Annotated in this window: 23 protein-coding genes and 3 tRNA genes; 20 read left to right on the top strand and 6 right to left on the bottom strand. The window is 64.4% G+C overall.

Features of this window, described 5'->3' with window-relative positions; translation table 11 throughout:
• Nucleotides 1-67: 67 nt before the first annotated feature.
• On the top strand, nucleotides 68-952 hold the full coding sequence (locus tag FGU64_RS01140; RefSeq protein ID WP_139950563.1) for a 2-hydroxy-3-oxopropionate reductase: 885 nt from the start codon (nucleotides 68-70) through the stop codon (nucleotides 950-952).
• 148 nt (nucleotides 953-1100) lie between these two features.
• On the opposite strand, the gene FGU64_RS01145 is transcribed toward FGU64_RS01140, so the two are convergent.
• Nucleotides 1101-1985, bottom strand: coding sequence for an RNA methyltransferase (locus tag FGU64_RS01145; protein WP_139950564.1), 885 nt, complete (start codon nucleotides 1983-1985; stop codon nucleotides 1101-1103).
• A 134-nt stretch (nucleotides 1986-2119) separates the two neighbouring features.
• On the opposite strand from FGU64_RS01145, the gene FGU64_RS01150 reads away from it, so the two are divergent.
• From FGU64_RS01150 to FGU64_RS01160, 3 genes are all read left to right on the top strand, one after another.
• Nucleotides 2120-2287, top strand: coding sequence for a Thivi_2564 family membrane protein (locus tag FGU64_RS01150; protein ID WP_139950565.1), 168 nt, complete (start codon nucleotides 2120-2122; stop codon nucleotides 2285-2287).
• 149 nt (nucleotides 2288-2436) lie between these two features.
• A tRNA-Tyr gene (locus tag FGU64_RS01155) sits at nucleotides 2437-2521 on the top strand.
• 96 nt (nucleotides 2522-2617) lie between these two features.
• A tRNA-Gly gene (locus FGU64_RS01160) sits at nucleotides 2618-2691 on the top strand.
• A 12-nt stretch (nucleotides 2692-2703) separates the two neighbouring features.
• Here FGU64_RS01160 and FGU64_RS01165 read toward each other — a convergent pair.
• Nucleotides 2704-3093, bottom strand: a complete 390-nt coding sequence (locus tag FGU64_RS01165; RefSeq protein WP_139950566.1) for a lysozyme inhibitor LprI family protein — start codon at nucleotides 3091-3093, stop codon at nucleotides 2704-2706.
• 78 nt (nucleotides 3094-3171) lie between these two features.
• Entirely contained in the window at nucleotides 3172-3627 is a 456-nt protein-coding gene (locus tag FGU64_RS01170) for a YidB family protein (RefSeq protein WP_139950567.1), read from the bottom strand.
• 141 nt (nucleotides 3628-3768) lie between these two features.
• On the opposite strand from FGU64_RS01170, the gene FGU64_RS01175 reads away from it, so the two are divergent.
• The 13 genes from FGU64_RS01175 to FGU64_RS01235 all read left to right on the top strand — a co-directional run bounded on the left by FGU64_RS01175 (nucleotide 3769) and on the right by FGU64_RS01235 (nucleotide 19688).
• Nucleotides 3769-4023 carry a GlsB/YeaQ/YmgE family stress response membrane protein gene (locus tag FGU64_RS01175; protein WP_136355266.1) on the top strand — a complete coding sequence of 85 codons (255 nt, stop codon included), beginning with the start codon at nucleotides 3769-3771 and terminating at the stop codon, nucleotides 4021-4023.
• Nucleotides 4024-4234: 211 nt separating this feature from the next.
• Complete coding sequence (gene tuf, locus FGU64_RS01180) at nucleotides 4235-5410, top strand: elongation factor Tu (protein ID WP_139950568.1); 1176 nt, start codon at nucleotides 4235-4237, stop codon at nucleotides 5408-5410.
• A 154-nt stretch (nucleotides 5411-5564) separates the two neighbouring features.
• A tRNA-Trp gene (locus FGU64_RS01185) sits at nucleotides 5565-5640 on the top strand.
• 385 nt (nucleotides 5641-6025) lie between these two features.
• Complete coding sequence (gene secE, locus FGU64_RS01190) at nucleotides 6026-6232, top strand: preprotein translocase subunit SecE (protein WP_136355270.1); 207 nt, start codon at nucleotides 6026-6028, stop codon at nucleotides 6230-6232.
• Nucleotides 6233-6260: 28 nt separating this feature from the next.
• A complete protein-coding gene (gene nusG / locus FGU64_RS01195; RefSeq protein WP_136355272.1) occupies nucleotides 6261-6800 on the top strand; it encodes a transcription termination/antitermination protein NusG in 540 nt (179 codons plus the stop codon).
• A 164-nt stretch (nucleotides 6801-6964) separates the two neighbouring features.
• On the top strand, nucleotides 6965-7393 hold the full coding sequence (gene rplK, locus FGU64_RS01200; RefSeq protein WP_139950569.1) for a 50S ribosomal protein L11: 429 nt from the start codon (nucleotides 6965-6967) through the stop codon (nucleotides 7391-7393).
• A 5-nt stretch (nucleotides 7394-7398) separates the two neighbouring features.
• The gene (gene rplA / locus FGU64_RS01205; protein ID WP_136355276.1) at nucleotides 7399-8097 is read left to right on the top strand and encodes a 50S ribosomal protein L1; all 699 of its coding nucleotides are present in this window, start codon (nucleotides 7399-7401) and stop codon (nucleotides 8095-8097) included.
• Nucleotides 8098-8483: 386 nt separating this feature from the next.
• Nucleotides 8484-9002 (top strand): 50S ribosomal protein L10, encoded by a 519-nt coding sequence (gene rplJ, locus FGU64_RS01210; RefSeq protein ID WP_136355278.1) that lies wholly within the window; start codon nucleotides 8484-8486, stop codon nucleotides 9000-9002.
• A gap of 52 nt (nucleotides 9003-9054) precedes the next feature.
• Nucleotides 9055-9432, top strand: a complete 378-nt coding sequence (gene rplL / locus FGU64_RS01215; protein WP_136355280.1) for a 50S ribosomal protein L7/L12 — start codon at nucleotides 9055-9057, stop codon at nucleotides 9430-9432.
• Between the two features lie 338 nt (nucleotides 9433-9770).
• On the top strand, nucleotides 9771-13907 hold the full coding sequence (gene rpoB / locus FGU64_RS01220; protein WP_139950570.1) for a DNA-directed RNA polymerase subunit beta: 4137 nt from the start codon (nucleotides 9771-9773) through the stop codon (nucleotides 13905-13907).
• 125 nt (nucleotides 13908-14032) lie between these two features.
• The gene (rpoC, locus tag FGU64_RS01225) at nucleotides 14033-18229 is read left to right on the top strand and encodes a DNA-directed RNA polymerase subunit beta' (RefSeq protein WP_139950571.1); all 4197 of its coding nucleotides are present in this window, start codon (nucleotides 14033-14035) and stop codon (nucleotides 18227-18229) included.
• 150 nt (nucleotides 18230-18379) lie between these two features.
• Complete coding sequence (locus tag FGU64_RS01230) at nucleotides 18380-19150, top strand: 2OG-Fe(II) oxygenase (RefSeq protein ID WP_139950572.1); 771 nt, start codon at nucleotides 18380-18382, stop codon at nucleotides 19148-19150.
• A gap of 67 nt (nucleotides 19151-19217) precedes the next feature.
• On the top strand, nucleotides 19218-19688 hold the full coding sequence (locus FGU64_RS01235) for a methylated-DNA--[protein]-cysteine S-methyltransferase (protein ID WP_139950573.1): 471 nt from the start codon (nucleotides 19218-19220) through the stop codon (nucleotides 19686-19688).
• Here FGU64_RS01235 and FGU64_RS01240 read toward each other — a convergent pair.
• Nucleotides 19679-20629, bottom strand: coding sequence for a Gfo/Idh/MocA family oxidoreductase (locus FGU64_RS01240; RefSeq protein ID WP_139950574.1), 951 nt, complete (start codon nucleotides 20627-20629; stop codon nucleotides 19679-19681). The genes FGU64_RS01235 and FGU64_RS01240 overlap by 10 nt on opposite strands.
• Nucleotides 20630-20838: 209 nt before the next feature.
• On the opposite strand from FGU64_RS01240, the gene FGU64_RS01245 reads away from it, so the two are divergent.
• Nucleotides 20839-21039 (top strand): hypothetical protein, encoded by a 201-nt coding sequence (locus FGU64_RS01245; protein WP_136355291.1) that lies wholly within the window; start codon nucleotides 20839-20841, stop codon nucleotides 21037-21039.
• Between the two features lie 101 nt (nucleotides 21040-21140).
• Here the strand turns inward: FGU64_RS01245 and FGU64_RS01250 are convergent, their stop codons facing one another.
• Both FGU64_RS01250 and FGU64_RS01255 read right to left on the bottom strand, forming a co-directional pair.
• Nucleotides 21141-22265: a PLP-dependent cysteine synthase family protein gene (locus FGU64_RS01250; RefSeq protein WP_139950575.1), complete on the bottom strand. Its 1125-nt coding sequence runs from the start codon at nucleotides 22263-22265 to the stop codon at nucleotides 21141-21143.
• Entirely contained in the window at nucleotides 22262-22543 is a 282-nt protein-coding gene (locus FGU64_RS01255) for a transcriptional regulator (protein WP_139950576.1), read from the bottom strand. Before FGU64_RS01255 ends, FGU64_RS01250 begins: the two co-directional genes overlap by 4 nt.
• Before the next feature lie 475 nt (nucleotides 22544-23018).
• Here FGU64_RS01255 and rpsL point away from each other — a divergent pair, with 475 nt between their 5' ends.
• Both rpsL and rpsG read left to right on the top strand, forming a co-directional pair.
• Nucleotides 23019-23390, top strand: a complete 372-nt coding sequence (gene rpsL / locus FGU64_RS01260; protein ID WP_106775706.1) for a 30S ribosomal protein S12 — start codon at nucleotides 23019-23021, stop codon at nucleotides 23388-23390.
• A 65-nt stretch (nucleotides 23391-23455) separates the two neighbouring features.
• The gene (rpsG, locus tag FGU64_RS01265) at nucleotides 23456-23926 is read left to right on the top strand and encodes a 30S ribosomal protein S7 (RefSeq protein ID WP_136355299.1); all 471 of its coding nucleotides are present in this window, start codon (nucleotides 23456-23458) and stop codon (nucleotides 23924-23926) included.
• The last annotated feature ends 2 nt before the right edge of the window (nucleotides 23927-23928 follow it).

Below are 23928 nucleotides of genomic sequence, written 5' to 3' on the forward strand. Positions count from 1 at the left end.
TCACGGGGAGAGGATGCCGGCAGGCAGGTGAGGGGCGGCACCAACATACGAGAACAGGGATATTGCAATGGACACCATCGGCTTCATCGGACTGGGCATCATGGGGGCGCCGATGGCGGGGCATCTGCTCGATGCCGGCTATAGCGTCGTCACCAGCGATCATCGCGGCAAGCCGCCGGCGGACCTCGTCGCCAAGGGCCTGAAGGCGGTGACAGGCTCGAACGCCGTCGCCAGGGCCGCCGACATCATCATCACCATGGTGCCGGACACGCCGCAAGTGGAGGAAGTGCTGTTCGGCGAGAACGGTGTCGCTTCCGGCCTGTCGAAGGGCAAGCTGGTCATCGACATGTCGTCGATCTCGCCGATCGCCACCAAGGAATTCGCCAGGAAGGTCAACGATCTCGGCTGCGACTACCTCGATGCGCCGGTTTCCGGTGGCGAGGTCGGCGCCAAGGCGGCCTCGCTGACCATCATGGTGGGCGGCGAAGAGAAGGCGTTCGATCGCGCCAGGCCGGTGTTCGAAAAGATGGGCAAGAATATCACGCTGGTCGGCCCCAACAGCGTCGGGCAAACCACGAAAGTGGCAAACCAGATCGTCGTGGCGCTCACCATCGAGGCTGTCGCCGAGGCGCTGGTGTTTGCCTCCAAGGCGGGCGCCGACCCGGCCAAGGTGCGTCAGGCGCTGATGGGCGGGCTGGCCTCGTCGCGCATCCTCGAAGTGCATGGCGAGCGCATGATCAAGCGCACCTTCGCGCCCGGCTTCCGCATCGAGCTGCACCAGAAGGATCTCAATCTGGCGCTGGAGGGCGCAAGGTCGCTCGGCGTCGCACTTCCCAACACCTCGACCACGCAACAGCTCTTCAACGCCTGCGCCGCCAACGGCGGCGGCAAGGACGACCACTCAGGGCTGGTCAAGGCGCTGGAGATCATGGCGGGGCATGAGGTGGGGTGATATTTGGGTGCGTCCTTCGAGGCTCGCTGCCGCTCGCACCTCAGGATGAGGGAGGTAGGGGGCCAACACCACCTGTTGAAGTCAGCACCAAACGGTCCTCATCCTGAGGTGCGAGCGGCAGCGAGCCTCGAAGGACGCACAGAAAGGATCAGCGGCCGAGCCACTTCCCCGCCGCATAAAGCGCCACCGCCGCCGCATTGCTGACGTTCAGCGAGCGGATCGCGCCCGGCATCTCCAGCCGGGCGAGCGCCGTCACCGTCTCGCGCGTCTTTTGGCGCAGGCCCTTGCCCTCGGCTCCCAGCACCAGCGCGATTTTTTTTCCCGCAAACGTCTTTTCCAGTTCCGCTGGCCCGTCCGAATCGAGGCCGATGGTCTGGAAGCCGGCGTCGTGCAATGCGTCCAGCGCTTCGGCCAGATTGCGCACCTCGATATGGTCGATGTGCTCCAGCGCACCGGAGGCCGACTTCGCCAGCACGCCGCTTTCGGTCGGACTGTGGCGGGCGGTGGTGATGAGCGCCCCTGCACCGAAGGCGACCGCCGAGCGCAGGATGGCGCCGACATTGTGCGGGTCGGTCACCTGGTCGAGCACCAGCACGAGATTCGTGTCGCCGAGCGCGTCGAGCCGCTTCGGCTTGAGCGGCTCTGCCTCGATCAGCACGCCCTGATGGACGGCGTCCGAGCCGGTGATCCTGTCGATGTCGCGCGGTTCGGTAAATTCGGCTGCGAAGGGCAGGGCGGAAAGATCGGAAATCCCCAGCCGTTCGGCGGCGTTGCGTGTCACCAGCATATGGCGGATCTTCCGCGCCGGGTTGTCGAGCGCGGCACGCACCGTGTGCAGGCCGTAGAGCCGCACCAGCCCGTCGCTAGGGCCTTCGCCGGCGGCGATCTTCGCTTTCGGCCTGAACGCGGGCTTGCCGCCGGCCTTCTGGTCGCGATGCGCCCGCCGCAGCTTGGCGTAATGGGAGTCCTTGGGCGTTCCCGCCGGATTCTCGTCCGGCCTGTTTCCGCCGCGCTTGTCTTTTCGATCGACCATGCCGGCTCTATAGCTGCCGCCGGAACGTTTGCCTATGTCCTCCGTTTTTGTTCGCCCGGGGGAATTCATCCTTGGGAGCCGGCCTCGGGATAGGGCCGGCATCGGCCTGGACTTAAAATTGCAAGGAGGACGGCATGGGCGCTTCGGTTCTGGTTGGCATTCTCATCACTTTTCTGGTCATCATTCTGGTGCTTTATCTCGTCCAGCGCCTGCCGCTCGACGCCCGCACGCGGCAGATCGTGCAGATCATCGTCATCATCATCGGCATCGTTTCGCTGCTGAAATACCTGGCCGTCTTCTAGAAGACGCCGCGGATCGGGAAAAAGCCGGACAGCGTGGTTGACACCGAATTGCCCAGTCGCCATAAGGCGCTGCGCTTGCACCGAGACGGGAGACGTTTTCCGGCTTGGTGAAGCGCAGATGCCTCGTTGCATGGCTCCGTCGGCAGTACGGAGGGGTGTCCGAGTGGTTAAAGGAGACGGACTGTAAATCCGTTCGCTATGCGTACGCTGGTTCGAATCCAGCCCCCTCCACCACTGCCCGATGAGCCAGCCCGATGGGCAGCAGCGATGATGCAGCAAGGCCGCAAAGGCGCTATCGCTTTTGGCCCGGCCGTGCCACAACAGTGCGGCGCGGGTGTAGCTCAATGGTAGAGCAGCAGCCTTCCAAGCTGAATACGAGGGTTCGATTCCCTTCACCCGCTCCAGTTTCCGGTCTTTCAGTTTCCTCGCACGCGCTTTTCCAGTTCGAGCGTCCGGCTGCTGAGGTCGTCGAGCTCGAAGGCCTGCGAATCGAGAAAGGCGACCGATCCGTTGTTCGGGTCGGCTGCCAGCCGTTCGGTTTCGCTGAGGTGATGCTTGAGCCAGCCCCGCTGCTCCCGTTGCAGCTTTGAACGCGCTGCGCCCTTTTGCCGTTTCAGCAAAGTCTGGTAGGCGCTGTTCAGCCTGCGGTCCCACTTGCCGATTTCGGCGTGGCCGCAGTCGAGCATCTTGCTTGAAACGCCTTGCGCCTGCGCCATGCAGGTATCGAATTCGGGGCTGTTCTGCGCCTGCGCGGGAAGCGCGATTGCCACAGACAGCACTGCGGCCAGGAAGAAAGTTCTGGGCATCCTGCCGCCTCCGCGTGGGGACAAGACGAAATGCCCGCACGGCTTGCGCCGTGCGGGCCTTCGCGATGTGCCGATGGATTAGTCGTTGAACGCCGACGCCACCTGGCGATGCGACGGCACCTGGCCGCCCGGCGTCAGTTTGTCGACCACACCGGGAAGGGCGGTGGAAAGCTGCTTCAGCAGTTCCTGTTCGTCCATGCCGGTGCGCTGGGCGATCTCGCGGATGACGGCCGGGCCGAGCGCGCGGCCGAGGTCGTTGGCGTCGATGGGCTGGTTCTGGCCGGTTCCCACCCATGAATCGGCGGCGTTGCCGTGGCCGGCCTCCTTCAGCCGGTCGAGCAGGCCGCCGAGCCCGCCGAGCAGGCCGCCGTCGGCGGACGCGCCGCCCGTTGGTGCGGGTGCGGCTTGCGGTTCGGCCGGCGCCGATTCCGTGCTCTTGCCGGACAGCATCTTGCCGACCAGCAGCGCGCCGAGCGCGATGAGCAGCGGCTTGGTGACGTTACCGCCGGGCACGGCGTTGTCGAACAATCCCATGGCAGACCTCCACTTGGATCAGAAATGCCCTTGCCCGCCGGCAACAATTGGCCTGTCGCGCGCGGATTTCAAGTCCGGCTTGAGCTTGGCCGGTTCCTGTGAAAATGATTGCCGTGTCGGGGGGCGATGGAGGAGACGTGCATGTCTATCATCAGCTGGATCATTCTCGGCGTCATCGCCGGCTTCCTTGGCAGCAAGATCGTCAACAAGAGCGGCCAGGGCATCATCATGGATATCGTGCTCGGCATCGTCGGCGCCATTGTCGGCGGCCTGATCTTCAGCGCCTTCGGCGCCTCGGGCGTCACTGGCCTCAACATCTACAGCCTGATCGTGGCGGTGATCGGCGCCATCGTCGTCCTGTGGGCTTACCATGCCCTCGCCGGGCGGCGTGCCTGACGGCCCGTGCCGCCCTTGCGGGACCGCCGGAAAGTCCTACATGAGCGGCAATCCACCCCACTGACGTCGAGCCGCATTCGGGATCGGGTCCGGGCCTTGCGATGAAGGTTCGGCCACAAGACACTTGTGTTTTGGGGCCGTAGTCGCTAATCGCCCCGCATCCGATCGAAAAGGTCACGCCGTCACAGGGAAAGCCTCAAGGAAAGAGACTATGGCAAAAGGTAAATTCGAGCGTAATAAGCCTCATGTGAACATTGGCACGATTGGTCACGTTGACCATGGCAAGACGTCGTTGACGGCGGCGATCACGAAGTATTTTGGCGACTACAAGCCGTACGACCAGATTGACGCGGCACCTGAAGAGAAGGCACGCGGCATCACGATCTCGACGGCGCACGTCGAATACGAGACGCCGGCTCGCCACTATGCGCACGTCGACTGCCCCGGCCACGCCGACTACGTGAAGAACATGATCACGGGTGCGGCGCAGATGGACGGCGCGATCCTGGTGGTTTCGGCCGCCGACGGCCCGATGCCGCAGACGCGCGAGCACATCCTGCTCGCCCGCCAGGTCGGCGTTCCGGCGATCGTCGTGTTCATGAACAAGGTCGACCTTGTCGACGATCCGGAGCTGCTCGAGCTGGTCGAGCTGGAGGTTCGCGAGCTTCTGTCGAAGTACGAGTTCCCCGGCGACGACATTCCGATCGTCAAGGGCTCGGCGGTTGCCGCCCTTGAGGACAGCAACAAGGAGATCGGCGAGAACGCCATCCGCAAGCTGATGGAAGAGGTCGACGCCTACATCCCGACGCCGGAGCGTCCGGTCGACAAGCCGTTCCTGATGCCGATCGAGGACGTGTTCTCGATCTCGGGCCGCGGCACGGTGGTGACCGGCCGCGTCGAGCGCGGCATCGTCAAGGTCGGCGAGGAGCTTGAGATCGTCGGCATCCGTCCGACGTCGAAGACGACCTGCACGGGCGTGGAGATGTTCCGCAAGCTGCTCGACCAGGGCCAGGCTGGCGACAACATCGGCGCGCTGCTGCGCGGCGTCGACCGTGACGGCGTCGAGCGCGGCCAGGTTCTGGCCAAGCCCGGCACCGTGAAGCCGCACAAGAAGTTCAAGGCGGAAGTGTACATCCTGACGAAGGAGGAGGGTGGCCGTCACACGCCGTTCTTCACCAACTACCGTCCGCAGTTCTACTTCCGCACGACCGACGTGACGGGCATCGTGACGCTGCCGGCGGGCACCGAGATGGTGATGCCCGGCGACAACGTGTCGGTGGACGTCGAGCTGATCGTGCCGATCGCCATGGAAGACCGCCTGCGCTTCGCCATCCGCGAGGGCGGCCGCACCGTCGGCTCCGGCATCGTCGCCGCTATCGTCGAGTAAGCTCGGCATTCGAAACAGAAAATGGCGGCCCCGCGCCGCCATTTTCGTCCGCCAGGCAGCGGAAGTCACTTGAAGCTTTCGCGCCAAGCGATTAGGAACGGCGCCATCGGGCGCATTGCGGAGCGACTTGCTGCCGCAGCGCACCGAGCGGCCTAGGGGTATAGCTCAGTTGGTAGAGCGGCGGTCTCCAAAACCGCAGGTCGCGGGTTCGAGCCCTGCTGCCCCTGCCATTTCCTTCCGACGCAGCCCTTTTTGCTTCGGAATTGCCCGTCGGAGCCTTGCCGAGGCCTTGAATGCGGCGAAATGCTTGCCATATGAGGCCTTCTCAGGCATAACGGCACCATAGCCGGGACGGAACGACTGGATGGTTCCGATGCGGCGTTTGGTCATAAAACGGATTGTTCCCACTTGCGTGGACTGAGAATCGGTTTTATGGAAGCATGACAGACACGCGACGCGTGGAGCTGGGAAACCGGCTTTACGCGTCTGATTTGCATGGACGGAAGGACCGCGCCGATTCGGCGGCACCGGAAGTCCGGCGGCACATCCCGGCCGATGGCTTTGTCGGCTGGATCATCCAGGAGACCCGGTCCAACGGGTCTTGAAAGAGCAGGCATGGCGTCGAAGACATACAATCCTTTCGTCTTCCTCCAGCAGGTGAGGGCGGAAACCGCGAAGGTGACCTGGCCGTCGCGGCGCGAGACGCTGATCTCGACCGTCATGGTGCTCATCTTCTCGTTCCTGGCCATGGCCTTCTTCTTCAGCGCGGATTTCATCATGGGCTTCGCGGTGGAGAAGATCCTCGGCCTCGGTGCCATTTAGTAAGATTGCCACTACGGGGAATTTGTTGATGACTGCGCGGTGGTACATCGTCCATGCCTACTCGAACTTCGAGAAGAAGGTCGCCGAGGACATCGAGAACAAGGCCAAGCAGAAGGGCCTGAGCGACAGGATCGAGCAGATCGTCGTGCCGACCGAGAAGGTCGTCGAGGTGCGGCGCGGCAAGAAGGTCGATGCCGAGCGCAAGTTCTTCCCCGGCTATGTGCTGATGAAGGCGAACCTGAACGACGCGGTGATCTCGCTGGTGAAGAACACGCCGCGCGTCACCGGCTTCCTGGGCGAGGACAAGCATACGGCCAAGCCGATGTACATCACCGAGAAGGAAGCCGAGCGCATCCTTCATCAGGTGCAGGAAGGCGTCGAGCGGCCCAAGCCCTCGGTCACCTTCGAGATCGGCGAGCAGGTGCGCGTCTCCGACGGGCCGTTCGCTTCCTTCAACGGCTTCGTTCAGGAAGTCGACGAGGAGCGCGCCCGCCTCAAGGTGGAAGTTTCGATCTTCGGGCGCGCCGTGCCCGTCGATCTGGAATTCGGACAGGTCGAGAAGGGCTGATCCGGATCGCCGGGCTTCGGCCGGGCGGACGCGGTGGCGCAAGCCGCCGTATCGAAGGTGGGAGGCGAGACCGGCTTTAGCCGGCCTGTCGGACCAGACCACCGCACTGCAACCGCCGGCGTCGTCCCCAGGACGGACCGGCAAGAACAAAGGCAGGAAAGAGTATGGCTAAGAAAGTAGCGGGCCAGCTCAAGCTGCAGGTAGCCGCCGGCTCCGCGACCCCGTCGCCGCCGATCGGCCCCGCACTTGGTCAGCGCGGCATCAACATCATGGAATTCTGCAAGGCGTTCAACGCTGCCTCGCAGGAGATGGAGAAGGGTTCGCCCATCCCCGTCGTCATCACCTATTATCAGGACAAGTCCTTCACCTTCGTCATGAAGACGCCGCCGGTGACCTACTTTCTGAAGAAGGCGGCCAACCTGAAGTCGGGCTCGAAGGAGCCGGGCAAGACCAAGGCCGGCACCATCGGCCGCGACAAGGTGCGCGAGATCGCCGAGAAGAAGATGAAGGACCTCAACGCCAACGACGTCGAGGCGGCCATGCGCATGGTCGAGGGCTCCGCCCGTTCGATGGGTCTGGAAGTGGTGGGCTGACGATCATGGCGAAGATTGCAAAACGTGTAGTCAAGTCCCGCGAGGGCATCGACGCGAACAAGGCCTACGGCCTCGGTGAGGCGCTGCAGCTTCTGAAGGACCGCTCGAAGGTCAAGTTCGACGAGACGGTCGAGGTCGCTATGAACCTCGGCGTCGATCCGCGCCACGCCGACCAGATGGTCCGCGGCGTCGTCAACCTGCCGAACGGCACCGGCCGTACCGTCCGCGTCGCGGTTTTCGCGCGCGGCGACAAGGCTGAGGAAGCCAAGGCCGCCGGCGCCGATATCGTCGGCGCCGAGGAACTGGTGCAGACCGTCCAGGGCGGCACCATCGAGTTCGACCGCTGCATCGCCACGCCCGACATGATGGGCCTGGTCGGCCGCCTCGGCAAGGTTCTCGGCCCGCGCGGCCTGATGCCGAACCCGCGCGTCGGCACCGTCACCGCCGACGTCGCCGCCGCCGTCAAGGCGTCGAAGGGCGGCGCGGTGGAGTTCCGCGTCGAGAAGGCCGGCATCGTGCATGCCGGCGTCGGCAAGGTCTCCTTCGACCTCAAGGCGCTGGAAGAGAACGTGCGCGCTTTCGCCGATGCGGTGAACAAGGCCAAGCCGGCCGGCGCCAAGGGCAACTATGTGAAGAAGGTGTCCGTCACCTCGACCATGGGCCCGGGCCTGAAGATCGATCCGGCGACGCTCGTCGCGTCTTGATCGCGAGTTTTCGGGATCGGCCGCCAGACGGCCGGTTCCGCTGAAGAATTCCGGTCCCCTGCGTATCGGGGGCCGGATGCCCGAGGCCGAAAGGCCGACGGCACGTCCTGTCCGAGATTGCGGGCGGCCAGGGGCTTCGGCTCACGGCCTTAATCGAATGGCCTGCATGAGACGGGTGAAGACCCGACAAGGAAGCTCCGGCTTCTTTTGAAAGGTTCGAACCGTGTTTGCCTTTTGGCGCGGCTCCGGGGAACCGGGACCGACGGAAAGGGGGCAGGATCCTCTGAACCGCCGTTCGAGCGATCCATGAATGGAAAGCTCGCCCGGCAAAAGGCAACCGACGCCTGTTTCCGCGAATGGGGGCAGGGGTCAACTGGAGATAGGCAGTGGACAGAGCGGAAAAACGCGAACTCGTCACGGGCCTGAACGACGCCTTCAAGGGCGCCGGTTCAGTGGTCGTGGCCCACTATGCCGGTATCACCGTCGCGCAGATGAACGATCTTCGTACGAAGATGCGTCAGGCCGGCGGCACCGTCAAAGTCGCGAAGAACCGCCTCGCCAAGATCGCTCTTCAGGGCACGGACTCCGCATCGATCATCGATCTGTTCAAGGGACAGACGCTGATCGCTTATTCGGAGGATCCGATTGCAGCGCCGAAGGTCGCATCCGATTTCGCCAAGGGCAATGACAAGCTTGTCATTCTCGGCGGCGCGATGGGTCAGACCTCGCTCGACGCCGACGGAGTGAAGGCTCTCGCCACGCTTCCGTCGCTCGACGAGTTGCGCGGCAAGCTGGTCGGCCTGCTGGTCGCTCCGGCGACCCGGATCGCCCAGATCGTCAATGCGCCGGCCGGCTCGGTCGCTCGCGTCATTGGCGCTTATGCCCGGAAGGACGAGGCGGCGTGAGGCCGTTCCTCAGCAACAACAACACGTTCGAACTGATTGAAGGAAAACGCAAATGACTGATCTCGCAAAGATCGTTGACACGCTTTCGAGCCTGACCGTCCTCGAGGCGGCCGAACTCTCGAAGCTCCTCGAAGAGAAGTGGGGCGTCTCCGCCGCCGCTCCGGTGGCGGTTGCCGCTGCCGGCGGTGGTGCCGCCGCCGCCGCTCCGGCCGAGGAGAAGACCGAATTCGACGTCGTTCTCACCGCCGCTGGCGACAAGAAGATCGAGGTCATCAAGGAAGTCCGTGCCATCACCGGCCTGGGCCTCAAGGAAGCCAAGGATCTGGTCGAGGGCGCTCCGAAGCCGGTCAAGGAAGGCGCCAACAAGGCTGACGCCGAGAAGATCAAGGCCCAGCTGGAAGCAGCCGGCGCCAAGGTCGAGCTGAAGTAAGTTGCGGTTCCGGCGGACGGTTTTTCCCGTCCGCCGGTCCCCGTAGCGCGGGGGAAGTGGGGAGAACCTCTTTCCCGAGGGCCGGAAAACGGCCTTCGGGAAACGGGTTTTTTCCCGTTCTGGGAACGGCCCCGAAAAGTTGCAGACTTTTCGGACAAGGTCGTTTCCGAAATCGAGAATTTGACTGCATCGGACCCGAATGGGAAACCCGGTTCCGGAAAAGTCCGATGCTGAAGCAGGAACAGGCCCGCTTGCCGAGATGCGGGCCGATGGCAGGGATCGCCGGGCAGGGCGGTCCCCCAGAGATGAAGCCAGGCATGGCTGAACAAGGAGCGACGATGGCCCAGACCCAGACTTTCAATGGCCGCAGACGCGTACGCAAGTTCTTCGGGAAGATCCCGGAAGTTGCGGAGATGCCGAACCTCATCGAGGTGCAGAAGGCATCCTACGACCAGTTCCTCATGGTGGACGAGCCGAAGGGCGGCCGTGCCGACGAGGGCTTGCAGGCCGTTTTCAAGTCGGTCTTCCCGATTTCCGATTTTTCCGGTTCCTCGATGCTCGAATTCGTCAAGTACGAGTTCGAGGCGCCGAAGTTCGACGTTGACGAGTGCCGTCAGCGCGACCTGACCTATGCGGCTCCGCTGAAGGTGACGCTGCGCCTGATCGTATTCGATATCGACGAGGATACGGGCGCCAAGTCCATCAAGGACATCAAGGAGCAGGACGTCTACATGGGCGACATGCCGCTGATGACGCTGAACGGCACGTTCATCGTCAACGGCACCGAGCGCGTCATCGTTTCCCAGATGCACCGTTCGCCGGGCGTCTTCTTCGACCACGACAAGGGCAAGTCGCACTCGTCGGGCAAGCTTCTGTTTGCCGCGCGCGTCATCCCCTATCGCGGTTCGTGGCTCGACATTGAGTTCGACTCCAAGGACGTCGTGCATGCCCGCATCGACCGCCGCCGCAAGATTCCGGTGACGTCGCTCCTGATGGCGCTCGGCATGGACGGCGAGGAGATCCTGTCGACCTTCTACGACAAGATCACCTACAAGCGTGCCGGCGACCACTGGCGCATTCCCTTCAACGTCGAGCGCTTCAAGGGCCTCAAGGCCGTCGGCGATCTGGTCGATGCCGACACCGGCGAGGTTGTCGTCGAGGCCGGCAAGAAGATCACCGCGCGCCAGGCCAAGCAGCTGGGCGAGAAGGGCCTGAAGGCCATCAAGGCGACCGACGAGGACCTGCTCGGCAACTACCTGGCCGAGGACATCGTCAACTACGCCACCGGCGAGATCTTCCTCGAGGCCGGCGACGAGATCGACGACAAGACGCTGAAGGTCCTGCTGTCGACCGGCGAGGACGAGATCCAGATCCTCGACATCGACCACGTCAACGTCGGCGCCTACATCCGCAACACGCTGGCCGTCGACAAGAACGAGTCGCGTCAGGACGCGCTGTTCGACATCTACCGCGTCATGCGTCCGGGCGAGCCGCCGACGCTGGAGACGGCCGAAGCCATGTTCAACTCGCTGTTCTTCGACAGCGAGCGCTATGACCTGTCGGCTGTCGGCCGCGTCAAGATGAACATGCGCCTCGAGCTCGACGCCGAGGACACCGTGCGCGTACTGCGCAAGGAGGACATCCTTGCCGTGGTCAAGACGCTGGTCGAGCTGCGCGACGGCAAGGGCGAGATCGACGACATCGACAATCTCGGCAACCGCCGCGTGCGTTCGGTCGGCGAGCTGATGGAGAACCAGTACCGCGTCGGCCTGCTGCGCATGGAGCGCGCCATCAAGGAGCGCATGTCGTCGATCGAGATCGACACCGTCATGCCGCAGGACCTGATCAACGCCAAGCCGGCGGCTGCCGCCGTGCGCGAGTTCTTCGGTTCCTCGCAGCTGTCGCAGTTCATGGACCAGACCAACCCGCTGTCGGAAGTGTCGCACAAGCGCCGCCTCTCGGCGCTCGGCGCCGGCGGTCTGACCCGCGAGCGCGCCGGCTTCGAGGTGCGCGACGTGCACCCGACGCACTACGGCCGCATCTGCCCGATCGAGACGCCGGAAGGCCCGAACATCGGCCTCATCAACAACTTGGCGACCTTCGCGCGCGTCAACAAGTACGGCTTCATCGAGAGCCCGTACCGCAAGATCGTCGACGGCAAGCTGACCGACGAGGTGATCTACCTTTCCGCCATGGAAGAGGCCAAGCACTACGTCGCGCAGGCCAACGCCGATCTCGACAAGGACGGCCGCTTCGTCGACGAGTTCGTCATCTGCCGTAGTGCCGGCGAGGTGATGATGGCGCCGCGCGAGAACGTCGACCTGATGGACGTGTCGCCCAAGCAGATGGTGTCTGTGGCCGCCGCGCTCATCCCGTTCCTCGAGAACGACGACGCCAACCGCGCGCTGATGGGTTCCAACATGCAGCGTCAGGCCGTGCCACTGGTGCGCGCCGAGGCGCCGTTCGTCGGCACCGGCATGGAGCCGATCGTCGCCCGTGACTCCGGCGCCGCCATCGGCGCCCGTCGCGGCGGCGTGGTCGACCAGGTGGACGCCACCCGTATCGTCATCCGCGCCACGGAAGACCTCGATCCCGGCAAGTCCGGCGTCGACATCTACCGGCTGATGAAGTTCCAGCGTTCGAATCAGAACACCTGCATCAACCAGCGCCCGCTGGTGAAGGTGGGCGACCGCATCGAGAAGGGCGACATCATCGCCGACGGTCCCTCGACCGATCTCGGCGATCTGGCGCTCGGCCGTAACGTGCTCGTCGCCTTCATGCCGTGGAACGGCTACAACTACGAGGACTCCATCCTTCTGTCCGAGCGCATCGTCGCCGACGACGTCTTCACCTCGATCCACATCGAGGAGTTCGAGGTCATGGCGCGCGACACCAAGCTCGGCCCGGAGGAGATCACGCGCGACATTCCGAACGTCTCGGAAGAAGCGCTGAAGAACCTCGACGAGGCCGGCATCGTCTATATCGGCGCGGAAGTGCAGCCGGGCGACATCCTGGTCGGCAAGATCACGCCGAAGGGCGAAAGCCCGATGACGCCGGAAGAAAAGCTTCTGCGCGCCATCTTCGGCGAGAAGGCGTCCGACGTGCGCGACACCTCCATGCGCATGCCTCCGGGCACCTTCGGCACCATCGTGGAAGTGCGCGTCTTCAATCGCCACGGCGTGGAGAAGGACGAGCGCGCCATGGCCATCGAGCGCGAGGAGATCGAGCGCCTGGCCAAGGACCGCGACGACGAGCAGGCGATCCTGGACCGCAACGTCTATGCCCGCCTGTCCGACATGCTGGCCGGCAAGGAAGCGATCGCCGGGCCGAAGGGCTTCAAGAAGGGCACCGCGCTCTCGAAGGAGCTGCTGACCGACTATCCGCGTTCGCAGTGGTGGCAGTTCGCCGTGGAGAACGAGAAGCTCCAGAGCGAGTTGGAAGCCCTTCGCGGCCAGTACGACGACTCCAAGAAGGCGCTCGAGCAGCGCTTCATGGACAAGGTCGAGAAGGTGCAGCGCGGCGACGAAATGCCTCCGGGCGTCATGAAGATGGTCAAGGTCTTCGTCGCGGTGAAGCGCAAGATGCAGCCCGGCGACAAGATGGCCGGCCGTCACGGCAACAAGGGCGTGGTTTCGCGCATCGTTCCGGTCGAGGACATGCCGTTCCTCGAGGACGGCACGCATGCCGACATCGTGCTCAACCCGCTCGGCGTGCCTTCGCGCATGAACGTCGGCCAGATCCTGGAGACGCATCTGGGCTGGGCCTGCGCCGGCATGGGCAGGAAGATCGGCGACCTTCTCGATGCCTATAACGCGGGCGGCGACATCAAGCCGCTTCGGGCGACCATCGAGCAGGTCATTCCGGCCAACGACCGCAACGAGCCGGTACGCGACTACGACGACGAGTCCATCGTTCGCCTCGGCGAGCAGATGCGGCGCGGCGTTTCCATCGCCACCCCGGTGTTCGACGGCGCGCATGAAGCCAACATCAACGAGATGCTGGAACAGGCGGGCCTGCATTCGTCCGGCCAGTCGCAGCTTTATGACGGCCGCACCGGCGAGCCGTTCGACCGCAAGGTGACGATGGGCTACATCTACATGCTCAAGCTTCACCACCTCGTGGACGACAAGATCCACGCGCGTTCGATCGGCCCGTACTCGCTCGTCACCCAGCAGCCGCTGGGCGGCAAGGCGCAGTTCGGCGGCCAGCGCTTCGGCGAGATGGAGGTCTGGGCGCTGGAAGCCTACGGCGCCGCCTACACGCTGCAGGAGATGCTGACGGTGAAGTCGGACGACGTCGCCGGCCGCACCAAGGTCTACGAGGCGATCGTGCGCGGCGACGACACGTTCGAGGCGGGCATTCCCGAGAGCTTCAACGTTCTCGTCAAGGAAATGCGCTCGCTCGGCCTCAACGTCGAGCTGGAGAACACCAAGGTCGACGAGGCTCCGGTGCATCTGCCGGACGCTGCCGAGTAAAAGGCGTTGCGCCGTGGGAATGGGTTCTCGCGGCGCGCAAGTTTTCCGGCTTCGGCCGGCCCTCGCGGACCGCTGTCCGCAGATGAAATGGAATGGGGTATCGAGGCCCCGATAAGGAGAATGGCATGAACCAAGAGGTCATGAATCTCTTCAACCCGCAGGCGCCTGCGCAGGTGTTCGATTCGATCCGCATCTCGCTGGCGTCGCCGGAAAAGATCCTGTCCTGGTCGTTCGGCGAGATCAAGAAGCCGGAGACCATCAACTACCGCACGTTCAAGCCCGAGCGTGACGGCCTGTTCTGCGCGCGCATTTTTGGCCCGATCAAGGACTACGAGTGCCTGTGCGGCAAGTACAAGCGCATGAAGTACAAGGGCGTCATCTGCGAGAAGTGCGGCGTGGAGGTCACGCTGTCGCGCGTGCGCCGCGAGCGCATGGGACACATCGAGCTCGCCGCTCCGGTCGCCCACATCTGGTTCCTGAAGTCGCTGCCGAGCCGCATCGGCACGCTGCTCGACATGACCCTGAAGGACATCGAGCGCGTCCTCTACTTCGAGAACTACATCGTCACCGAGCCCGGCCTCACCGACCTGAAGCTGCACCAGCTTCTGTCGGAGGAGGAGTACATGCTGGCCGTCGACCAGTACGGCGAGGATTCGTTCACCGCCATGATCGGCGCCGAGGCCATTCATGACCTGCTTGCAGGCATGGACCTGGAGAACATCGCCGGCGAACTGCGCACCGAGCTTGCCTCCACCACGTCGGAGCTGAAGCAGAAGAAGTATCTCAAGCGCCTCAAGGTGGTCGAGAACTTCATGGAATCGGGCAACCGTCCGGAATGGATGATCATGAAGGTCGTCCCGGTCATCCCGCCGGACCTGCGCCCGCTGGTCCCGCTGGACGGCGGCCGCTTCGCCACCTCCGACCTGAACGACCTCTATCGCCGCGTCATCAACCGTAATAACCGCCTGAAGCGCCTGATCGAGCTTCGCGCGCCGGGCATCATCGTGCGCAACGAAAAGCGCATGCTGCAGGAGGCGGTCGACGCCCTGTTCGACAACGGCCGCCGCGGCCGCGTCATCACCGGCGCCAACAAGCGCCCGCTGAAGTCGCTGTCCGATATGCTGAAGGGCAAGCAGGGCCGCTTCCGCCAGAACCTGCTCGGCAAGCGCGTCGACTATTCCGGCCGTTCGGTCATCGTCACCGGCCCGGAGCTGAAGCTGCACCAGTGCGGCCTGCCGAAGAAGATGGCGCTGGAGCTGTTCAAGCCCTTCATCTACGCCCGCCTCGACGCCAAGGGTTACTCCTCGACCGTCAAGCAGGCGAAGAAGCTGGTCGAGAAGGAGCGTCCGGAGGTCTGGGATATTCTCGACGAGGTCATCCGCGAGCATCCGGTTCTCCTGAACCGCGCGCCGACGCTGCACCGCCTCGGCATCCAGGCGTTCGAGCCGACCCTGATCGAGGGCAAGGCGATCCAGCTTCACCCGCTGGTCTGCACCGCCTTCAACGCCGACTTCGACGGCGACCAGATGGCGGTCCACGTGCCGCTGTCGCTGGAAGCGCAGCTCGAAGCCCGCGTCTTGATGATGTCGACCAACAACATCCTGCACCCGGCCTCCGGCGCGCCGATCATCGTGCCGTCGCAGGACATGGTGCTGGGTCTGTACTACCTGTCGATCGTCAACCAGAACGAGCCGGGCGAGGGCATGGCCTTCGCCGACATGGGCGAGCTCCAGCATGCGCTTGAGACCGGCGCCGTGACCCTGCACGCCAAGATCAAGGGCCGCTACAAGGGCGTCGACAAGGACGGCAACGAAGTGTCGAAGATCTACGACACCACGCCCGGTCGCCTGATCATCAGCGAGCTTCTGCCGAAGAACGTCAACGTGCCGTTCGAGACCGCCAACCAGGAGATGACCAAGAAGAACATCTCCAAGATGATCGACACCGTCTACCGCCACTGCGGCCAGAAGGAGACGGTCATCTTCTGCGATCGCATCATGGCTCTCGGCTTCGCCCATGCCTGCCGCGCCGGCATTTCGTTCGGCAAGGACGACATGGTCATTCCGGACACCAAGGCCAAGCTGGTCGCCGACACCGAGGCTTTGGCCAAGGAATACGAGCAGCAGTACAACGACGGCCTGATTACCCAGGGCGAGAAGTACAACAAGGTCGTCGACGCCTGGGCCAAGTGCTCGGAGAAGGTCGCCGACGAGATGATGGGCCGCATCAAGGCGGTCGAGTTCGACAAGGACGGCCGCCAGAAGCCGATGAACTCGATCTACATGATGTCGCACTCCGGCGCGCGTGGTTCGCCCACGCAGATGCGTCAGCTTGCCGGCATGCGCGGCCTGATGGCGAAGCCTAGCGGCGAGATCATCGAGACGCCGATCATCTCCAACTTCAAGGAAGGCCTCACCGTTCTGGAGTACTTCAACTCCACCCACGGCGCCCGCAAGGGCCTGGCCGACACCGCCTTGAAGACGGCGAACTCGGGCTACCTGACGCGTCGTCTGGTCGACGTGGCGCAGGACTGCATCGTCAACTCGGTCGACTGCGGCACCGACAAGGGCCTGACCATGCAGCCGATCGTCGATGCCGGCCAGATCGTCGCTTCGGTCGGCCAGCGCGTCCTCGGCCGCACCGCGCTCGACGACATCAACCATCCGGTTTCCGGCGACCTGCTGGTCAAGGCCGGCAAGCTGATGGACGAGCGCGACGTGGAGCTGATCGAGAAGGCGGGCATCCAGTCCGTGCGCATCCGCTCGGCGCTCACCTGCGAAGTCAGGGTCGGTGTCTGCGCGGTCTGCTACGGACGCGACCTCGCTCGCGGCACGCCCGTCAACCAGGGCGAGGCCGTCGGCGTCATCGCGGCGCAGTCGATCGGCGAGCCGGGCACCCAGCTCACCATGCGTACCTTCCACATGGGCGGTACCGCGCAGGTGGTGGACTCGTCCTTCCTCGAAGCCTCGTACGAGGGCACGGTGCAGATCCGCAACCGCAACGTCGTGCGCAACTCCGAGGGCCATCTCGTGGTGATGGGCCGCAATATGGCGGTGCTGATCCTCGACGAGACGGGCAAGGAGCGCGCCACGCACCGCGTTACCTACGGTTCGCGCATCTTCGTGGACGACGGCGACAAGGTGAAGCGCGGCCAGCGCATCGCCGAGTGGGACCCCTATACCCGCCCGGTGCTGACCGAGATTGAGGGCCGCGTGGCGTTCGAGGATCTGGTCGACGGCATCTCTGTGCAGGAGACGGCCGACGAGTCGACCGGCATCACCAAGCGCGAGGTCATCGACTGGCGTTCGACCCCGCGCGGTTCGGACCTCAAGCCGGCGATCGTCGTGCAGGACGCCAAGGGCAAGGTCGGCAAGCTGTCGAAGGGCGGCGACGCCCGCTTCCTGCTCTCGGTCGAGGCCATCCTTTCGGTCGAGCCGGGCGCCCAAGTCAAGCCGGGTGACGTGCTGGCGCGTATCCCGATGGAAAGCGCCAAGACCAAGGACATCACCGGCGGTCTGCCGCGCGTTGCGGAACTGTTCGAGGCTCGTCGTCCGAAGGACCACGCCATCATCGCCGAGATCGATGGCACGATCCGCTTCGGCCGCGACTACAAGAACAAGCGCCGCATCATCATCGAGCCGCATGACTCGGCGCTGGAGCCGGTCGAGTACCTGATCCCGAAGGGCAAGCCGTTCCATCTCCAGGACGGCGACGTCATCGAGAAGGGCGACTACATCCTCGACGGCAATCCGGCGCCGCACGACATCCTGGCGATCAAGGGCGTGGAAGCGCTGGCTTCCTACCTCGTCAACGAGATCCAGGAGGTCTACCGGTTGCAGGGCGTGTCGATCAACGACAAGCACATCGAGGTGATCGTGCGCCAGATGCTGCAGAAGGTGGAGATCACCGAGCAGGGCGACTCGACCTACATCCCGGGCGACCATGTCGACGTGATCGAGCTGGACGAGATCAACGAACGGCTGATCGAGGAGGGCAAGCAGCCCGCCGCCGGCCAGCCGGTCCTGCTCGGCATCACCAAGGCCTCGCTGCAGACGCCGTCCTTCATCTCGGCCGCCTCCTTCCAGGAGACGACCCGCGTGCTGACGGAAGCGGCGGTTGCCGGCAAGACCGACATGCTGCAGGGCCTGAAGGAAAACGTCATCGTCGGCCGCCTGATCCCGGCCGGCACCGGCGGGCAGATGAGCGCGATCCGGCGCATCGCCACGCATCGCGACGAGCTCATCCTCGACGAGCGCCGCAAGGCGTCCGGCGTGGAAGTGGCCGAGCCGATGCTGGCCGACATGACCAGCGCCGCCGAATAAGGTTCTTGCATGGACCTTGGCAAAAAGGGGCCTCCGGGCCCCTTTTTCTTTGGCATTCGCTTGGCAAGAAACGGAATGCGCCCGTATGCGGCGCGCCCTAGGTTTATGACGCGGACGAATTGACCGCCGGCATAGTCGAGGAGAAGCGCCATGCAAGCCACCGACGGGATCGTGCAGGAAAGCCCCTGGAATCGCTCCGCAGTATGGCACCCGGCCTCGGCGGAGGAGCGCGTGGCCGCCTATGACTGGCCGGCGCTCTCCGCGAGCCTCGACGCGCATGGCTGCGCGGTGCTCGACGGGCTGCTCGGCGCGGAGGAATGTTCCGCGATTGCCGGGCTTTACGACGAACCGGACCATTTCCGCAGCCATATCGTCATGGCCCGCCATGGTTTCGGCCGGGGCGAATATCGCTATTTCGACTATCCGCTGCCCGGCCTGATCGACGGGTTGAGGACGGCGCTCTATCCGCGGCTGGCGGTCGTCGCCAACGACTGGAACGCCCGCATGAACGTTGCCGAGCGCTATCCCGACCGCCACGCCGAGTTCCTCGAGCGCTGCCATGAAGCGGGGCAGGGGCGCCCGACGCCGCTTCTGCTGCGCTACCGCGAAGGCGATTTCAACTGCCTGCATCAAGACCTTTATGGCGACCTGGCCTTTCCGATCCAGGTGGCGATCCTGCTGTCGGAACCCGGCCGCGACTTCACTGGCGGCGAGTTCGTACTGACCGAGCAGCGGCCGCGCATGCAAAGCCGCGTCGAGGTCGTCCCCTTGCGCCGCGGCGATGCGGTCGCTTTCGCTGTGCACAACCGGCCGGTGCAGGGCACGAAGGGCAATTATCGTGTCAATCTGCGCCATGGCGTCAGTCGCCTGCGCGGCGGACTGCGCCATACGCTGGGGATCATCTTCCACGATGCACGATAGTCACGGGCACAAACAAGCACGGCGGCCGGACCTTGTCTTCCGCACCGTCGCAACGCCAATCGGTGACATGACGCTTGCCTTTGACGGCGATGGCGCCTTGTGCATGGCCGAGTTTGCCGATTGCGTGGAGCGCACGGAGCGCTGGCTGGAACGCCGGCCGGGCCGTTCTCATCCGCAAAGGCTAGGCGGCGGCATGGATGCGGCCTCGGCGTTCGCGGCCTATTTCGCCGGCGATCTGCGCGCGCTGGACGCCATTCCGATTTGCCTCACTGGCACGCCGTTCCAGAACGAGGTCTGGACGGCGCTGCGTGAAATCCCGCCGGGCAGCACCTTTGGCTACGGCGCCTTCGCAGAAAAACTCGGCCGGGCGCAGGCGGCGCGCGCCGTGGGCCACGCCAACGGCACCAATCCGCTCTCCATCGTCGTTCCCTGTCATCGGTTGGTCGGCGTCGGCGGCGCGCTCACCAAATACGGCGGCGGGCTGGCGCGCAAGCGCTGGCTGCTCGACCACGAGGCCCGTTACGCGGCTCAGTCGTAGAAGGCGTCCACGACGTTGCGCCTGCCGAGCATGAAGGCGTCGGCGACATGCTGGAGGGGCGCGAGGTCGACGTCGGATACGCCGGCGCGGACGATTTCGGCGAAGCGGCGGTAAAGCTGCGGATATTCCGTCTCCGGTTCCTCATGCACGGCGCGGCCGTCGATGGCGAGCCTTGCGCCGCCGGAAGACAGCACCATCGCGCCGCGATCCGTCTCGGCCATGATGTCCCACGACTGCGGGCCGGTCTGCAGCCAATCGAGGTCCATGTCGACGGCGATGCCATTCTCGGTGCGGAAGCAAACCCGCGCGGCCACCGGTGCGTCGCGGTTGGCGGGAAAGTCCAGTTCCGCTCGCGCCATGAACATCGGCGGCAGGATATGGGTGGCGATCGACAGCGCGTTGATGCCGGGGTCGAAGACGCCGAAGCCACCGGCCTGCCAGATCCATTCCTGGCCCGGATGCCAGCGCCGCACGTCTTCCTTCCAGACGATTTTCGCCGATTTGAGTTGGGCTGAAGCGAGGAAGGTCTTCGCGGCCTCCACCGCCGGCGCGTAGCGCGAATGCCAGCTTGCGAACAGCGACAGGCCGCGCTCGGCGGCCAGCACCTTCAGGTGCTCGACCTCGCTCACCGTCGCGCCGGGCGGCTTTTCCATGAAGACATGCTTGCCGGCCAGAAGCGCGGCGCGCGCCGCGTCGTGGCGGAACTGCGGCGGCATGCACAGCGACACCGCGTCGAGACCGGGCACGGCTTCCAGCATCGCCTCGATGCTCGGGAAATTGGGAATGCCGTCCACCTTGCCGTGCCGGCTGGCGGCCGCCGCCAAGCGAAAGTCCGCGTCTTTGGCCAGTGCCGGCAGGTGCTGGTCGCGCACGATCTTGCCGACGCCGACGATGCCGAGCGCGATGGGGCCGGGCGCGGTGGGCTTGCCTGATGCCGGCATGGGCGATCCTGTCATTTGTCTGATGAAAGAAGCCGACACATAGCGGCGGCGGCGGCGTTCGGCAAGCCGGCTGCCGGTCGCTTGCAAGGGGTGAGTTTGTGCACGATAAAGTTGCATTGCAGGTTGTAAGCCGGATTTATCGCCGGCGATGAAACTCTTTAACGACTTGGCCGTAGTGAACGCTGCCGCAGTGATCCCGAGGAGGCGGAATGTCGAAGCAGCAGCCGGACCAGTTCGAATGCCTGTTGGAGCCGACGGGGCGGTGGATGGTCTGGGATGCCGTCCACCAGCGGCCGGCGCAATATATGCGCAACACGCTCGCCGGCCTGCCGCGGGGGAAGGCGCTTTTGATGTGCCGGTTGCTCAACGCGATGGCGGCCGATAGCCGCTTCCGCTCGCTTGCATCCTGACTGGAGCATTTTGCGGCCGGACGGAATCGTCCGGCGTCGCACAAATGCGGCCAAGACAAAGAGCTGGATCGTTGCGCGGTTTTCGTGAAACGATCCAGCCGTTACCGCGCCCAGCTTTCCTCGAAATCCAGATCCAGTTCGCCACCCGCCAGGAAGGCCTCGATCCGGCCCTCGAAGGGCGAAGGGTCCAGGCTCCTTTCGGCCAGCCAGTCGTCGCAGTAATAGGTCTTGGCGTAGCGTTCGCCCGAATCGCAGATCAGCGTGACGAGCGAACCGCTTTCCCCGGCCTGCCGCATGCGCGCCGCCTGCAGGCACATGCCGGTGAAGTTTGTGCCGGTCGAGCCGCCGACGCGGCGGCCGAGCTTTCGCGACAGAACCCGCATCGCCGCCAGCGACACCGCATCGGGGATGCGCAGCATGTGATCGATGACGCCCGGCACGAAGGACGGCTCGACGCGCGGCCGACCTATCCCCTCGATACGCGACGGTTCCTCGCAGCGGCAATCGCGGCTGCCGGTGGCGAAGCCCTCGAAGAAGGCGGAGCGCTCGACATCGACCACGCACAGCCGCGTCGCATGGCGCTTGTAGCGGATGTAGCGGCCGATGGTGGCGGTGGTGCCGCCGGTGCCGGCGCTCATTACCACCCAGGAAGGGCAGGGGAAACGCTCCTGCCGCATCTGGTCGAAGATCGATTCGGCGATGTTGTTGTTGCCGCGCCAGTCGGTGGCGCGCTCGGCATGGGTGAACTGGTCCATGAAATGGCCGCCGAGCCGCGCCGCCAGCCCGGCCGATTCCTCATAGATGCGCCGGCCGTCGTCGATGAAGTGGCAGTTGCCGCCGTAGTGCTCGATGGCCGCGATCTTTTCCGCCGAGGTGGTGCGCGGCATCACCGCATAGAAGGGCACGCCGATCATGCGGGCGAAATAGGCCTCCGACACCGCCGTCGAGCCGGACGAGGCCTCGATCACCGGCGTGCCCTGCCGGACATGGCCGTTGCACAGCGCATAGAGAAACAGCGAACGCGCCAGCCGGTGCTTGAGGCTGCCGGTAGGGTGGGTCGATTCGTCCTTCAGGTAGAGGTCGATGCCGGCGAGCGCCGGCACGTCCAGCTTCCACAGATGGGTGTCGGCCGAGCGCCGCTGGTCGGCCTCGATGGCCGCCACCGCCTCGTCGGCCCAGCCGCGCGATTGCCCGCAGCCGTGCCCGGTCTTCGCTTCCTCGCTCAAAACGGTTCCTCGAAGGTGACGATGGACACTTCGCCCTCCAGCGCGCCCTGATAGGCCGAAAGATGCGGCTCCTCGTCCGGCTCTCCCTGTATGTCGCCGATCTGGTCGAGTTCGGCTTCCGCATAGCCCTCCGCCGCCAGCGCTTCCAGCGCCCGGCGCACGGCCGAATCGTCGTCGGCGGCAACGAGGAAGATATGCACCCCCTCCGGTTCGCCGTCCTTTCGCTTCCATACCCGGCCGGTGATGATGGTGACCGGTCTTTCCTCGTTGTCGTTCACGCGCTGATTCCTTGATTCCTGCTCGCAAGGGGACGATGATGGCCTTTGCGCCCCTTTTCGCATGAAGCGGCGGCCGACGACAGCGCAAAGCACGCCACTTTCTTTTTCGCACATGCGAAACGACGAAAGAATATTTCATGCGCGGCACGTATGCCTGCCAAGCCCCGGTCGCGGCGCAATATTTCGGGCGGCGGGCTTGACGCTTGCGGGCGATGCGGATAGATAGCGCGTCGTCTGAGCCGATGTGAGGCTTTCGGTCTGAAGCGACGCGCTTTGGAGTTTGCCTCAAACAGGGTTCGTTTTACGAGCGAAAACACATTGCCGGCGTGCATGAAGCGGATTGCTGCTTCCTCTGCCATTTGTTCGGGCAAGACCGCAAGCAGGCGGTTTGTGGCCCGAATTTGCATATGGAGTCGCTCGAAACGGCCCGGTGACGGGTTATCGACACGAGATTTTGATTGAGAAGGAAGGTTTAATGCCTACCGTTAACCAGCTGATCCGCAAGCCGCGCCAGGCGCCGGCGACGCGCAACAAGGTCCCGGCCATGCAGCAGAACCCGCAGAAGCGGGGCGTCTGCACGCGCGTCTATACGACGACGCCGAAGAAGCCGAACTCGGCCCTGCGCAAGGTCGCCAAGATCCGCCTGACCAATGGCTTCGAGGTGATCGGCTACATTCCGGGCGAGGGCCATAACCTTCAGGAGCACTCGGTGGTGATGATCCGCGGCGGTCGCGTCAAGGACCTTCCGGGCGTGCGCTATCACATCATTCGCGGCGTGCTCGACACCCAGGGCGTCAAAAACCGCAAGCAGCGCCGTTCCAAATACGGTGCCAAGCGTCCGAAGTAAGGGTTTTCCCGGCTTCGGCGCTTTTTGTTTGTGCGTCGGGCCAGAGAGACAAGAGAGACTAAGACATGTCCCGTCGTCACAGTGCAGACAAGCGTGAGATCAACCCGGACCCGAAGTTCGGCGATCTCGTCGTCACCAAGTTCATGAATGCCGTCATGTACGACGGCAAGAAGTCCGTTGCCGAGACGATCGTCTACGGCGCGCTCGACCAGGTTCAGGCCAAGACCAAGCAGGAGCCGGTCACCGTCTTCCATCAGGCGCTCGACAACGTCGCGCCGCATGTGGAAGTGCGTTCGCGTCGCGTCGGCGGCGCCACCTACCAGGTTCCGGTCGACGTGCGCCCCGAGCGTCGTCAGGCGCTGGCCATCCGCTGGCTGATCGCCGCCGCCCGCAACCGCAACGAGACCACCATGGTCGACCGCCTCTCCGGTGAGCTGCTCGACGCGGCCAACAACCGCGGCACCGCCGTGAAGAAGCGTGAAGACACCCACAAGATGGCGGAAGCCAACCGCGCCTTCGCGCACTACCGCTGGTAAGC

This window comes from Mesorhizobium sp. 8 (genome assembly GCF_006351905.1).
Classification (GTDB): domain Bacteria; phylum Pseudomonadota; class Alphaproteobacteria; order Rhizobiales; family Rhizobiaceae; genus Mesorhizobium; species Mesorhizobium composti.